The sequence below is a fragment of the uncultured Sulfitobacter sp. genome (assembly GCF_947497275.1).
Classification (GTDB): Bacteria; Pseudomonadota; Alphaproteobacteria; order Rhodobacterales; family Rhodobacteraceae; genus Sulfitobacter.
The window spans coordinates 276,967-291,070 of record NZ_CANMFS010000001.1 but is presented as its reverse complement, the minus strand read 5'-3'; the positions used below and the strand labels follow the sequence as shown (position 1 = coordinate 291,070).

The 14,104-nt window shown below is 62.7% G+C and carries 12 protein-coding genes; 2 read left to right on the top strand and 10 right to left on the bottom strand.

Annotation, left to right across the window (positions count from 1 at the left end; translation table 11 throughout):
- Positions 1 to 5 precede the first annotated feature (5 nt).
- Positions 6 to 1,796 carry an aminopeptidase P family protein gene (locus Q1A06_RS01360; RefSeq protein ID WP_299557879.1) on the top strand — a complete coding sequence of 597 codons (1,791 nt, stop codon included), beginning with the start codon at positions 6 to 8 and terminating at the stop codon, positions 1,794 to 1,796.
- Between the two features lie 33 nt (positions 1,797 to 1,829).
- Positions 1,830 to 2,174, top strand: coding sequence for a DUF427 domain-containing protein (locus Q1A06_RS01355; RefSeq protein WP_299557877.1), 345 nt, complete (start codon positions 1,830 to 1,832; stop codon positions 2,172 to 2,174).
- A 7-nt stretch (positions 2,175 to 2,181) separates the two neighbouring features.
- Here Q1A06_RS01355 and Q1A06_RS01350 read toward each other — a convergent pair whose 3' ends face one another.
- From Q1A06_RS01350 to Q1A06_RS01305, 10 genes are all read right to left on the bottom strand, one after another.
- Positions 2,182 to 3,870 (bottom strand): chloride channel protein, encoded by a 1,689-nt coding sequence (locus Q1A06_RS01350; RefSeq protein ID WP_299557875.1) that lies wholly within the window; start codon positions 3,868 to 3,870, stop codon positions 2,182 to 2,184.
- An 84-nt stretch (positions 3,871 to 3,954) separates the two neighbouring features.
- Positions 3,955 to 5,604, bottom strand: coding sequence for a DNA repair protein RecN (recN, locus tag Q1A06_RS01345; RefSeq protein ID WP_299557873.1), 1,650 nt, complete (start codon positions 5,602 to 5,604; stop codon positions 3,955 to 3,957).
- 37 nt (positions 5,605 to 5,641) lie between these two features.
- Positions 5,642 to 6,514 carry an outer membrane protein assembly factor BamD gene (locus Q1A06_RS01340; protein ID WP_299557871.1) on the bottom strand — a complete coding sequence of 291 codons (873 nt, stop codon included), beginning with the start codon at positions 6,512 to 6,514 and terminating at the stop codon, positions 5,642 to 5,644.
- 184 nt (positions 6,515 to 6,698) lie between these two features.
- Positions 6,699 to 7,622 (bottom strand): UDP-3-O-acyl-N-acetylglucosamine deacetylase, encoded by a 924-nt coding sequence (gene lpxC, locus Q1A06_RS01335; protein WP_299557869.1) that lies wholly within the window; start codon positions 7,620 to 7,622, stop codon positions 6,699 to 6,701.
- A 205-nt stretch (positions 7,623 to 7,827) separates the two neighbouring features.
- Positions 7,828 to 9,510, bottom strand: a complete 1,683-nt coding sequence (gene ftsZ / locus Q1A06_RS01330; RefSeq protein WP_299557867.1) for a cell division protein FtsZ — start codon at positions 9,508 to 9,510, stop codon at positions 7,828 to 7,830.
- A 178-nt stretch (positions 9,511 to 9,688) separates the two neighbouring features.
- Positions 9,689 to 11,023, bottom strand: a complete 1,335-nt coding sequence (gene ftsA, locus Q1A06_RS01325) for a cell division protein FtsA (RefSeq protein ID WP_299557865.1) — start codon at positions 11,021 to 11,023, stop codon at positions 9,689 to 9,691.
- The gene (locus Q1A06_RS01320) at positions 11,020 to 11,910 is read right to left on the bottom strand and encodes a cell division protein FtsQ/DivIB (RefSeq protein ID WP_299557863.1); all 891 of its coding nucleotides are present in this window, start codon (positions 11,908 to 11,910) and stop codon (positions 11,020 to 11,022) included. Before Q1A06_RS01320 ends, ftsA begins: the two co-directional genes overlap by 4 nt.
- Positions 11,898 to 12,821, bottom strand: a complete 924-nt coding sequence (locus Q1A06_RS01315) for a D-alanine--D-alanine ligase (RefSeq protein ID WP_299557861.1) — start codon at positions 12,819 to 12,821, stop codon at positions 11,898 to 11,900. The genes Q1A06_RS01320 and Q1A06_RS01315 overlap by 13 nt, the downstream gene beginning before the upstream one ends.
- Before the next feature lie 86 nt (positions 12,822 to 12,907).
- On the bottom strand, positions 12,908 to 13,825 hold the full coding sequence (murB, locus tag Q1A06_RS01310; RefSeq protein WP_299557859.1) for a UDP-N-acetylmuramate dehydrogenase: 918 nt from the start codon (positions 13,823 to 13,825) through the stop codon (positions 12,908 to 12,910).
- A complete protein-coding gene (locus Q1A06_RS01305) occupies positions 13,822 to 14,103 on the bottom strand; it encodes a hypothetical protein (protein WP_299557857.1) in 282 nt (93 codons plus the stop codon). The genes murB and Q1A06_RS01305 overlap by 4 nt, the downstream gene beginning before the upstream one ends.
- Between the last annotated feature and the right edge of the window lies 1 nt (position 14,104).

The window sequence follows — 14,104 nt, the reverse complement described above, 5'->3', positions numbered from 1 at the left end:
CAGCGATGCTTCAGACATTCAATGTCACTGCGCGGCCCGAACAGGGGCCGCCCCGGCTTGCCGCTCTGCGCGACGTATTTGAAAGCGAAGGCGTGGACGGGTTTATCGTGCCCCGCGCGGACGCACATCAGGGCGAATACGTCGCTCCGCGAGATGCCCGGCTGGCGTGGTTGACCGGTTTCACCGGGTCCGCCGGTTTCTGCATCGCATTGCAGGACAGCGCGGGGGTTTTCATTGACGGCCGCTACCGCACGCAGGTCAAGGCGCAGGTCGCACCCGAGTTCATTCCCGTTCCCTGGCCCGAGACGTCGATGTCGGCCTGGCTGCGCCAGCAGTTGCCGCAGGGCGGGCGCGTTGCCTATGACCCATGGCTGCATACCGTCGAACAGATTTCCCAAGCGGAGGCCGCGCTTGCCGGCAGCGGCATAACGCTGGTTCAAAGCGAGAATCTGGTCGATAAGATCTGGCCGGACCAGCCCGCACCGCCGAACCACCCGGCGCGCCCGCATCCTTTGAAATTCGCGGGCGAGCCTCATGAAGCGAAGCGGGCGCGGCTTGCGGCGACACTGGCGCAGGCTGGAGAGAAAGCCGCCGTCATCACCCTGCCCGACAGCATTTGCTGGCTTCTGAACATCCGCGGCACAGATATCGAGCGCAATCCAGTGGTCCACGGGTTTGCGGTGCTGCATGTGACGGGCAAGGTCGACCTTTACGCTATTCCGACGAAGTTCGACGGGATGAAAGCGCACCTGGGGCCGGACGTAACCATTCATGCGCCCGAAACATTTCTGGATGCGCTGACGGCGTTGGAAAGTCCTGTGCGGATAGATGCGGGTACTGCACCCCGGATTATTGGCGACAAGCTCGGTGCGCGCGGCGTAACCGGTGTTGAGCCTTGCGCGCTGCCCAAGGCGTGCAAGAATGCCGCCGAAATAGAAGGATCAGCGTCTGCGCATCTGCGTGACGGTGCTGCGATGGTCGAAATGCTGTACTGGCTCGACCAGCAGCCTCCCGCCAGCATCACAGAGACGCAGGTGGTCGCGCAGTTGGAGCAACTTCGGCGCCGTGACGACATGTTGCAGGACATCAGCTTTGAAACCATCGCCGGAAGCGGGCCGAACGGCGCTATCATGCATTACCGCGTGACCGAGGAAACCGACCGCACGCTGCAAAGCGGCGATCTGATCGTGATCGACAGCGGTGGTCAGTATCTGGACGGGACGACCGACATTACCCGAACCGTGGCCATCGGACCACCGCCCGAGGAAGCGCGCGCCGCCTTTACGCGTGTTTTGGCGGGCATGATCGCGATGAGCCGTTTGCGCTGGCCTGCGGGACTTGCCGGCTGTCATATCGAAGCCATCGGGCGGATGCCGCTCTGGCTTGCCGGTCAGGACTTTGATCACGGCCTGGGCCACGGTGTCGGCGCCTACCTGAGTGTCCACGAAGGCCCGCAGAGACTGAGCCGGATCAGTCAGGTGCCGCTTCAACCCGGCATGATACTGAGCAACGAGCCGGGATATTACCGCGAAGGCGGCTTTGGCATCCGTCTTGAAAACCTGCTTGTGGTGCAGGACGCACCGGCTCTGCCCGGCGGCGATGCGCACCGGGCGATGCTCGACTGGCGCACCCTCGCCTTCGCGCCGATCGACCGACGTCTGATCGTCGCCGAGATGCTGGACAGTGACGCGCGCGCATGGCTTGATGACTATCACGCGCAGGTGGCTACTAATATCGGACCACGGGTTACACCCGCTGCGAAACGGTGGTTAGATGCGGCAACGGCGCCGCTTTGAGGCGCTACAGCGATAGGTCGGGGGAGAGAACAGTTGGCCAATAACATTACCATCCGCAAGGCTGAGGGCACCTATACCGTGCGTGCAGGCGGCGCCGTCCTGGGAGAGAGCAACAATGCGCTGGAACTGGTCGAGGGTGACTACCCGCCGGTGATCTATTTCCCGCGCGAAGACATTGCCGTGGCCTTTTTCGACGCCAGCGACAAGACCACGGAATGCCCGCACAAGGGCGTGGCGAACCACTATTCCGTTGTCACCAAGAGCCGCACGCTGGAAAACGCGGTCTGGTCATATGAAGACCCCAAAGAGGCGGTGGCACGGATCAAGGATCACATGGCGTTCTACCCAATGGACGAAATAACGGTCGAACGCATCTGATCGCCCGTCAGGAATGTTCCTCGGCAGCAGTAGCGGCCAGCGCCCGGTTGTACGCCCGCAAGGCATCGACGTGAAACAGTGCGCCCAGTAGTTCGGGCGGGGCGGCATCCGCAGATAATGTGACGACGGGAATGAACGGCACACCAGCCTGCTCGAAAAGCGGCATTGCCGCTTCGAGGGTCGCGGCCCCATCGACATAGATCCCGTCACCGATCATTTCCCAGCATTGCTGCTCGTCCGCCGCTTTCGGGTGGTCGGGTCCCCGCATCGTTTTCGCGGCCGTAAATATGGCCAGCAGATAGGCCTGCGGACCCGCCGCCAAGTGGATGCCCCGCCTCTCGATTTGGGTCAGAAAGAAACTGCGGTTAACGATATTGGAGGCCAGTGCGGTCGAAATGCTGACCGCGACCATCACCGCAAGTCCGGTCTGCCAGTCTCCGGTCAGTTCGAACACGATCAGCGTCGTCGATATGGGTGCGCCCAGAACCGCCGCCGCGACCGCCCCCATGCCCGCGAGCGCATAGAGCGAGGTAGAACCCGATACATCAGGGAATATGCCGGTCGCGATCAGACCAAACGCGAGCCCGGTCAGCGCCCCCACCATCAATGACGGCGAAAACACGCCTCCCCCCATGCGGCCCCCCAGCGTGATCGCCACCGCGACAACCTTGAGCACCGCGAACACCGCCACTTCATGCAAGCTGAGCGCGCCGGTGAGGGCCAGGGACGTCGTCTCGTACCCGACGCCGATGATGTGAGGATACCACAGCGCGATCACCCCCAGCAAAACCCCCGCGACCATCGGGCGAGTCCAGCGCGGAAGTTTGCTGCGCGCCTGGATGTGATTACCCACGTCGTCCGCCCAGAAGATCGCGCGCATGAACGCGACGGCGACCAGACCGCAGGTCAGCCCCAGCAGCAGAAACGCAGGCAACTCCACGTAAAATTGCAAATCTCCGCTGGTTGGCAGCTTGAACTCCGTCACCCCGCCAAATTCGATCCGATTGATCACGGTGCCCGCGACACTGGCGATCACGATGGGCGCAAAGGCGTGGACCGCGAAATGGCGCAGCACCACCTCAAGCGCGAACAACGCCCCGGCGATTGGCGCATTGAAGCTCGCCGATACCGCCGCCGCGACGGCGCAGCCCAACAGATCGCGCCCGGTGATCCCGTCCGCATTGATCCGCACGCAAACCCAGGCAGAGATGACGGCGGCCAGATGCACCACAGGTCCCTCGCGCCCCGACGATCCGCCCGTTCCAAGCGTCACCAGTGATGCGAGGGCCGATGCGATACCCGCACGTTTTTCCACCCGCCCTTCGTGCAACGCCGCACCCAGGATCACGTCCCCCACCGCCCGCACCCGCGCGTCGTTCGTAAAGTTGTGCAATATCAATCCGGTGACCAGACCCCCGATCGTCGGGATCAGAACAATCCAGTACCACTCCAGTCCGGTGACGAAACTGTGCAGGAACTGGACATCGTCGGTGCCGTAAAGCGTTTCCTGCAACAGGTTAATGCCCTTGCGGAAAAAGAGGGCGGCAAAGCCCGCCGCAATACCGATCAACAAGGCGATAAACCAGAAGGTAACCTTGCTTGGTCCCTTATGGCGCAGGACGCGCCAGCCGATCCGGCAGCTGGTAACAGCCGACGTCATCTGTTGTGACAAAAAAGAGCGGCCTGGCTCGCTCATCTTCCCTCATCTCGCCGGTGGTCCCCGTCCGGAACGATTTGCTCAGACCACAGCGCGCCCGCGCATGCAAGACGTGCGGCCCGCTCAGGCACTTAACAGGGCGCGTGCGGCCTCGCGCGCGGCATCCGTAATGGTATCGCCCGAGACCATACGGGCCACCTCGTCCACACGTTCCTCTCGCCCGAGCGGTACTACATCGGTTGTCGTCATGCCGTCACGGACCGATTTTTCTACGCGCCAGTGGTGCGCGCCAAGGGCGGCAACCTGCGGCGAGTGGGTGACCACAAGAACCTGACCGTCCTGCGCCAAGGCCGCCAGCCGCCGTCCGACGGCATCCGCCGTGGCGCCTCCTACCCCTCGGTCGATTTCGTCAAAAATCAGCGTCAGCCCCGATTGCGCCTGTGTAAGGCACACCTTGAGCGCCAGCAGAAAGCGGCTCAATTCGCCGCCCGATGCGATCTTGTTGAGCGGGCCGGAAGGCGCGCCGGGGTTGGTAGCGACGGTGAAAGACACCGCGTCGCGGCCCTCCGGTCCGGGCGCCTCGTTCTCGATCAGGGTGGCGAAAACGGCGCGCTCCATCTTAAGTGGCGCAAGCTCGGCGCTCACGGCTCTATCAAGCCGTACGGCAGCCGCACGGCGTGCATCCCCCAAGGCATCCGCTGCCGTTTCATAAGCCGCGTCTGCCGCTTTCGCTTCGGCCTGCAAAGCGGCCTGCCGCGCATCGCTTGCATCCAGCGTCTCCAGCTTGGCGCGCAGCGTGTCCGCGAACCCGGCGAGCGTATCGGGCATCACATCGTGCTTGCGCGCGAGGGCACGGATCGCGAAAAGCCGCTCTTCGGCATCTTCCAGTTCGCGTTCGTCGAACGACATCACTTCGATGGCGCGCACCACCCCTTCCATCGCGAGGTCAAGTTCGATCATTGCGCGGTTCAGGGCCGCCATCGGTTCGTCCAGCGCGCCCTCGGCGCGGTCCGCCGCTCCGTCGAGCCAGCGAAACGCATCGGCCATCTGCGCTTCTGCCCCGTTGTTGCCCATCGCCTCATAGGCATTCACGACATCGGCGCGGATCTTCTCCGCCGCCTGCATCACCCGGCGTTTCGTATCAAGCTCGGCTTCCTCCCCTTCCTCGGGGGCCAGCTTGTCCAGTTCGGCCACCGCGTAGCGTAGAAACTCCTCCTCCGCACGGATCTCTTCCTGAACCTTTGCCGCCGCCTCTACCGCCTTGCGGGTCCTGCTGCGGTCGGTCCATGCCGCGCGGGTGCGCGCGCGCAACGTGTCGAGCTGTGCGAAATCGTCAAGGATCGCACGGTGCCCGCGCGGATTGAGCAGCCCGCGATCGTCGTGCTGGCCGTGCAGCTCGACGAGCGTTTCGCTCAACTGGCGCAGCACCTCGCCGGAACAGCGCCGGTCGTTCACCCACGCCGTCTTGCGGCCCTCTGCGGTGTTGATCCGGCGCAGGATCAACTCATCGCCCCCAGGCAATCCAGCCTCTTCCAGTACGGCATGAGCGGGATGTCCTTCGGGCAGATCAAACCAGGCGGTCACTTCCCCCTGGGCAGCCCCCTGCCGGACCAGATCGGCGCGTCCGCGCCAGCCCAACACGAACCCCAGCGAATCGAGCAGGATCGACTTGCCCGCGCCCGTCTCGCCCGTCAGGACGTTAAGCCCCGGCTGGAAATCCAGTTCCAGCCGTTCGATGATCAGCATATCGGAAATATCCAGACCGCGCAGCATTACGATGTATCCGTCGAAAGAAGGCGTGGCCGCACTATTACAGCCATTCGCCTTTCAGCGTCTGACGGTATATCGTCGATAGCCAGTTATCGCCCAGCGATTTCAGCTCAAGACCGCGACCGGTCAGCAATTTGTAACTGTCTGCGTACCATTCAGTCGATTGGTAGTTGTAGCCCAGTATGGCACCCGCCGTCTGCGCCTCTTCGACGAGGCCGAGGCTCAGGTACGACTCGACCAGCCGGTGCAGCGCTTCGGCGGTATGCGTCGTGGTCTGAAAATCCTCGACGACGACACGAAAGCGATTGATTGCTGCGGTGTAGTGATCGCGGCGCAGGTAATAGCGCCCGATCTCCATTTCCTTGCCCGCAAGATGATCGAAGGCCAGATCGAACTTGAGGATCGAGGTACGTGCATATTCGCTGTCGGGATAGCGTTCGATCACCTGACGCAGTGATTGCAGCGCCTGAAATGTGAGCCCCTGATCGCGACCAACGTCGTCGATCTGATCATAGTAGCTGAGCGCGAGCAGATAGGCGGCATAGGCGGCATCGTCATCGTCGGGATAGAAGTCGATGAACCGCTGCGACGCGGAGCGGCTGTTGGGATAGTCGCCGTCCTGATGATAGGCGAACGCCTGCATGATCAACGCCCGCTTGGCCCATTCGGAATACGGATAAAGCCGTTCAATCTCTGAAAAGTAGAACGCGCCCTCTTCCGGGCGCTTGCGGTTCAGTTCGAACTCGCCCCGTTCGAAAATTTGTTCGGGCGTGTAGGTTTCAAGCGGGATTTCCTGCGGGTTGAAGAAACTGTCGGTGACCCTGCCGGCATCGGTGCCGACACCACACGCGCCGAGTGTCGCAACAACCGCCAATGTGGCGGAAAGACCTTTCGCAGACCCCCGAAAACCCATCCTTGGCCATCCTTATTCTTCGATCACAAAACTCTCGCGGGCAGATACATGATGCCCGCGTGCCCTCGTGTTAGCACAATAACCGACGGGGCAAAACGCCGATTTACCACTTTGGAAAAAGGCCCGAAGCGGGTGCTACGGGCCTTTTAACACTCTTGGTTCAGGAACGGAAAGCGCCTTATTGTCATGCGACTGCCGGAATTTCGTTCCAGACCAGACCGAAGCCGGGAAGACGCGCGGCGATGGCGCCGTCGCATTCAACCATCCGCACCGCTCCGGGTGTCCCGAACAGCTTGCGCAGCAGTGTGTTGGTCAGTGAATGCCCCGCACGCACGCCTGTGTAGTGACCCAGCAAAGGTGCCCCGGCGAGTGCGAGATCACCCAACGCATCCAGCATTTTATGGCGCACGGGCTCATCCGCATGACGCAGACCGCCCGGGCTCACCACCGCGTCGCCATCGAAGACCACGGCATTCAGACCCGCCGCACCGCCCAACGCCAATCCGTTGGCCTGCATCGCTTCGACGTCGGCCTGCCGGCAGAAGGTGCGGCTGTCGCACAACTCACGCGCGAAAGAGCCGTTGTTCATGACCAGCGTTTTCCGCTGGTGCCCGATCGCCGCATCGGCGAAATCAATTTCGAAATCGATGCGCAGCGTGTCAGACGGCACCAGCGTTGCCATCGCATCGCCGTCTCGCACCGTCACTTCTTTCAGAACTTCGATCGCCATGACCGGAGCCGCCTGAAACCGCACGCCACGCGTCATGATGCCTCGCACGAAAGGCGCGGAAGATCCGTCGAGGATCGGCACTTCGGGTCCGTCGATCTCGACCAAAGCATTGTGGATACCACAGCCGGCCAATGCCGCCATGAGATGTTCGACGGTGGAGACCTGAAGACCGGCAGCATTTTCCAGCTTGGTGCACAAAGGAGAACGATTGACCGCATCCCAACGGGCAGCGATCATAGTATCACCCAGATGAACGTCGGTCCGCTTGAACCAGATACCGTGATGCACGCCCGCAGGACGGACCGTCACGGTCGCCGGGCGGCCAGAATGCAGTCCGTTGCCACGAAAGCTGATCGCTGTCTTAACTGTTGTCTGCACTGGGTCACCTCAAATCTTGGTCAAGTTTCCACCTGATCAACTCCTAAGTAGAAAGCCGGTTGCCACATCACAACTCAAACTTTGCAACCGTCTGAAACATACCGGAAACAAACTGGCCGGATACCGCCCGATTTGAAATAAGCCTATGTTATAAAACGCGAAAAGCCGCCGGAAGGCGGCTCCTCACATCACGCTTTTCGGTGAATTAATTAGCCTGACGGCGCAGGAATGCAGGAATTTCGATCCGTTCCTGGTCGGGATCCTGTTCCTGGCGGGGCTGTGGCGCCGCTGCGGACTGGTTGCCCTGAACAGGTGGCTGACGACGTGGCGCGGCCTGAGGTTGCACCGCGCGTGGCTGGCTTTCGCCTTCCTGCGTGCCGGTCATCCGGTTGATCAGGGAGTTGATGCCAAAGCGCGGACGCTCGCCCTGACCGGCGGCAGGTTGCTGCTGGCGCGGCTCCTGTGGCGCGGGCTTGGACGCAGCAGAACGTTCGCCTGTCGGCGCAGCGCGCTGAGCTGCGGCGCGCAGACGTGCCATCGCTTCGGGCGAAGGCGTGCCGGGCGTCGGCGCACGTGGTGCGACGAATGTTTCCGGCTCAGCTTCGATTGGATCGCGCAACGGTGTTTCCGCCACAGGCTCGGGAGTGTAGGCAGGAGGCGGCAGATCGTCGTCCGCTCCCATATTCTCCTCTGCGCGCGACGACGCGAACATATCGCGGGTATTTTCCTGACGGGCCGCTTCATGTGGGGCGTCGTCGAAGAAACTGCGCGCCTGCGGCTCCTCCTGATACTCGGCCACGGCTGCAACCGGCTCCGCCACCGATGCGGCGACGGGCTCCTCGCGCGGCTCCTCGACGCGTGTCTCCTGGTTAAGCGGCTTTGACATGGAGCGGCGCGGTACGGGCATGTCGGTGTTGACGTCGAGCGCATCGATCCCCGTGGCCACGACGCTGACACGCATCATGCCGCCCATCGTTTCATCGAGCGTGGAGCCGACGATGATGTTGGCTTCGGGATCCACTTCCTCACGAATGCGGTTGGCGGCTTCGTCCAGTTCGAACAGCGTCAGGTCGTGACCGCCGGTGATGTTAATCAGCACACCCTTGGCACCGCGCAGCGAAATTTCGTCGAGCAGCGGGTTCGCGATCGCCTTTTCGGCGGCCTGGATGGCGCGATCCTCGCCCTCGGCCTCACCGGTCCCCATCATCGCCTTGCCCATCTCGTCCATCACGGCGCGAACATCGGCAAAGTCGAGGTTGATCAGGCCCGGGCGCACCATCAGGTCAGTAACGCCTTTGACACCTTGATACAGCACATCGTCCGCCATGCTGAACGCCTCGGTAAAGGTCGTCTTTTCGTTGGCCAGACGGAACAGGTTCTGGTTGGGAATGATGATCAGCGTATCAACGACCTTTTGCAGCGATTCCACGCCGTCTTCGGCCTGGCGCATCCGCTTGGCACCTTCGAACTGGAACGGCTTGGTCACGACGCCAACTGTCAGAACACCCAGCTCGCGCGCGGCTTGTGCGATGATCGGCGCGGCGCCCGTACCGGTGCCGCCCCCCATTCCAGCGGTGATAAAGCACATGTGCGCACCGGCGAGATGATCCACAATCTGCTCAATGCTCTCTTCAGCGGCAGCAGCACCGACGGTAGCGCGCGCACCGGCACCCAGACCTTCGGTCACCTTGATGCCCAGCTGTACACGGTTTTCGGCCTTGGCCTGTTGCAACGCCTGGGCGTCGGTGTTGGCCACGACGAAATCGACCCCGTCCAATTCCTTGTCGATCATGTTGTTCACGGCGTTGCCGCCTGCCCCGCCCACACCGAATACGGTAATGCGTGGCTTGAGATCGTCCTGTCCCGGCATCGAAAGGTTCAAAGTCATCGTTTGGATCCGCCTGTTCTGCTTGCCCGCACCGCGCGGGTCATTTTTGTCCCAAATTTGCTCAATTCTAGACGTCATAACCTCTGGCGTCACGCAAAAAAGGCCAGTTTACAGCTAAATCTAGGCAATTTTTCGCCAGTTCTTACCGCATTTCGCAGGGAGCTACCCGATCTTGCGGCTACCAGTTGTCCTTGAACCATTTCACCGCCCGCTTGAGTGACCGCGCGGGGTACCTGTCGGCTGGAATATCGAAGTCCCACCATTCATCCTGAGGGTGTGCCGCGAACAACGCCAACCCAACAGAGGACGAAAATCCGGGGCCGGTCGCCGCCTGCGGCAACCCGTGTACCCGCAAGGGGCGGCCAAGGCGCACCTGCTGTCCCAGGATCTTGCTTGCCAGACCATCAAGACCGGGGATCTGGCTGCCGCCGCCGGTCAGGACAATTTGCTGGCTTGGCAGATGATCGAACCCGGCAGCGTCCAGTCGGGCGCGCGCTTCTTCCAGAATTTCCTCGACGCGGGGGCGCATGATGCCGATCAGTTCCGCGCGGCTGGCGGTGCGCCGGTCGTGCTCGTAATCGCCCGTCTCACCGCCGATTTCGATCATCTCGCGGTCGTCCATACCGGTGGCCTGCACACCGCCGTAAAATGTCTTGATCCGCTCGGCATTGGCCGTCGGCACCGACAGGCCCATTGAGATATCGGATGTCACGTGATCGCCGCCCATGCGGATGCTGTCGGCGTAGATCATGTGTTTCTTTATAAAGATCGAGACGCCGGTTGCTCCGCCGCCCAGATCGATACAGGCGGCGCCGAGTTCCTGCTCATCCTCGACCAGCGAGGAAATGCCGGACACATAGGCAGAAGACGCGATGCCCGCGAGTTCCAGATCGCAGCGTTTGATGCAGTAGGCCAGATGTTGCACGGCGGCGGCATCGACCGTCAGCATGTGCAGATCCACGCTCAGATCATTGCCAAGCTGCCCGCGCGGATCGCCCAGGCCGGTCCGGTGATCCAGCGTGAAATTTACCGGTTGCGCGTGCAGCACCTCGCGGCCCTCGCCGTATTCGGGCACATCGCACGACGCCAGCACCCGGCCGACATCATCCTCGGTGACGACCTGATCTTCCAGCCCCACCTGCGCGTCCAGTCCGTAACTGCGCGGTTCGCCGCCCGAAAAGCAGGCGATCACGTGATCGACACGGATACCGGCCATCTTTTGCGCGGCCTGAAGCGCGGTACGGATCGCGCGCTCGGTTTCCTGCATCGCGACGATCTCGCCAAAGCGGACACCGCGCGACCGCGTGGTCGCCGCCCCGATCACACGAAAGCCCGATCCGCCCGCCAGCGATCGCACCTCGCCGTCATCGTTGAGCCGCGCGGTCCCGTCGAACCGCAGGACCAGGGCCGCAATCTTGGAACTGCCTACGTCCAAGATGGCCACCACGCCGCGCTGCATGGCGAGTTTGCGCATGTGTCGCATGGTCCGCTGGCTCTGATACAGATCATTCATTTGTTTTCTGCCCTAAACGCTGCCTGTTGGGCCTGCCTCTCAACGGCGGCCTCTGTTGTCATTTGTACCGTCGGACGGCGATCGAGCCGCAGATCCACTCCCGCCACATCGCGCGACAGGACGTCCTGCGCGCCTTCCAGCGCCACCACCCGTTCGAGCGCGCGCATCGGTTCTTGCTCGGGAAGCAGGATGCGTTGGTCGCGGTCCAGCACAACATCCCAGCGCCGCGCGCCCATGCGTACCAGACCGCGCAGCCGCGCGCCAAGGGGTGCCGCTGCCTGCATGAGGCCCAGCGCCTCGTCCACATGCGCGTTCGCCGCCTCGCCCGCGATCAACGGCAGATCGGGCCGCGCGTGGCGGCTTGTCGCGGTCGCAACGTAAATGCCATTTTCGTCGATCAGGACAAGCCCGGCCGCTGACCGCCACAGGGCCACCGCCTCGCGCGGCTGAACGTCGATCTGCAAAACGCCGCCCGGGCGGATGCGCACGGAGGCAGATTTGACGGCTGAAATCTCGCTGACGGTGCGCCGCATCGCGTCCAGATCCAGATCAAAGCTCGAAATCGGGAAATTTAGCGGCAGGCTTTCGCGGATATAGCTGGCCAGCTTGTCCTCGACCCCGTCGATGGCCATCAGGTTGACCATGAATTCGGGCCGCGTCTCGATGCTGGCGCGTGCGTCGACGATTATCTGCTCGATCGCACCGCGGCGCGTATCATCCGCCAGATACCACGTACCAGCCAGCAACGTCAGGCAGAACGGCACACCCGCGCGCAGGCCGAACCGGACGCCGGGCGTGAGCATCAATCGCTGCATGCGCCACGCCCAGCGCGACGGCGCGGGATCGGGCCTGCCGGGTTTAGGCGCGCGCCGGATCAACGTCCGCATGAGGCATCCTCCACCATCCAGGCACATAATTCGGGAAGGCTCATGCCCGTCGCCTGCGCCTGTTCCGGCGTCAGCGACGTGCCGGTCATGCCGGGCTGTGTATTGGTTTCGAGCAGGATCAGACCTTCGGTGCCGCGCGCCTCGTCCCAGCGAAAATCGGTCCGGCTCAGCCCGCGACACCCCAAAGCGCGGTGCGCGCGCAGAGCATAATCGAGGCACAGATTGAAGATCTCTTCGGGAACGTCGGCGGGCACGATATGGGTCGAGCCGCCCTCCTTGTATTTTGCATCGTAATCGTACCAGCCGGTCGTGACGATATCCGTGACGGTCAGCGCGCGATCGCCCACCACGGTCGTCGTCAGCTCCCGGCCCGGCGCGAATGTCTCCACCATCACCTCATCGGGCATCTCAGGATCAAGCTGCGGTGGCCCGTTGTTTTCAACGTCCACGAGATACACGCCCACCGACGACCCTTCGTTATTGGGCTTGACTACATAGGGGGGCAGCATGACGTGCGCCGCGCGCACCGCGTCCGCCTTGACGATGATGCTGTCGACGATCGGCAGACCAGCGGCGCGGAACACGGCCTTGCTGCGTTGTTTGTCCATCGCGACGGCGGAGGCCAACACACCGGAATGCGAATAGGGGATGCCGAGCCATTCGAGCAGGCCCTGTACACACCCGTCTTCGCCCCAGCGACCGTGCAGGCAATTGAGAGCGGCATCCGGTTTGATCCGCGTCAGTACGGCACACAAGTCTGGGCCTGCGTCGACCTCGACCACATCCCGGTACCCATATTCCCGCAGTGCAGCGGCGCACGCGCGCCCCGAAGCGAGTGACACCTCGCGCTCTGCCGAGGGGCCGCCCATCAATACCGCAACTGTCGGGTTTGTCCTGCTCGACATACCCATTTGCCTTCAATGTCCCGGACCGTTTGCGGCCCTTGGTTTATTTTCTGAACCCGCTTTGCACGGTTTTTGCCAGTCTGGGGAGGGCTCTAATCTTCACCGATCCGCAGTATCTCCCACTCTAGCGTGATACCGCTGGAATCGTAAACCTTTTTTCGCACATCTTCGCCCAGTCCGATCAGGTCGGCGGCGGTGGCGGAGCCGGTGTTGATCAAAAAGTTGGCGTGCTTGGGCGACATCTGCGCGCCGCCGCGCACCGCGCCTTTCATCCCCGCATCCTCGATCAGCTTCCATGCCTTGAGATCGTGCACATCGTCGCCGCGACCCGTCGAGCTGTAGCCCGCAGGGTTGCGGAACGTGGAGCCGGCGCTGCGGTCCTTTGTAGGTTGCGTCGCGTCACGCTTGCTCAGTTGCTCGGCCATGCGGTCGTGCAGCGCCTCGGGCACACCTTTCGGCGGCGCGAACGTCGCACTCACGAGCACCGCGCCCTCTGCGAGCGTGCTGTGCCGGTAGCCGAATGCCAGATCCCGCGCACCGAGTGTGACCAGATCGCCGCCGCGCGTAACCGCCTGCGCGCTGACAAAGTGATCGGCGGTGTAGGTGCCATAGCACCCTGCGTTCATCCGCACCGCGCCACCGATGCTGCCCGGAATGGTACGCAAAAACGCAAGGTCAAGGCCCGCATCGGCGGCCTTGCGCGCCACATGCGCATCCAGCGCCGCGGCACCGGCCGTGATGGTTCCGCCGTCGATGTCGATACCATTGAATCCGCGACCGAGCCGGATCACCACCGCGCGCAACCCGCCGTCCCGCACGATGAGATTGGACCCGACGCCCATCGCGAACACCTGAATAGTGCCTGGCAGCGCGCGCAGAAACCCTTGCAGATCCTCTGCATCGGCGGGTTGGAAAAGATAATCCGCAGGCCCTCCGACGCGCAACCATGTCAGCTCTGACAAGGCACGGTGCGGGGTCAGCTTGCCGCGCACCTCGGGCATCTCTGTCATTCCGCGTCCACCCTGCTGTTACGCCAACTGCGCGCGAGACGTCCCGCCAGCCAGCCCGTCGCAAGCGCGCACAGCGCATACAGCACCGCCGCCGCATGGGCCATCAATGCGGGAGGCGAAAACGGGCGCGCGTCGAGCCCGATCATCATCCACAGCGTATTGAGCCCGATACCGAGAGCGGCAACAGCAAAAAAAAGGCCAAAGCGGCGCGTATACCCTGCGTAGCCGCAACCAAGCATCCACAGCGCGAGAATGACGACAAGGACGGGAACCAACATC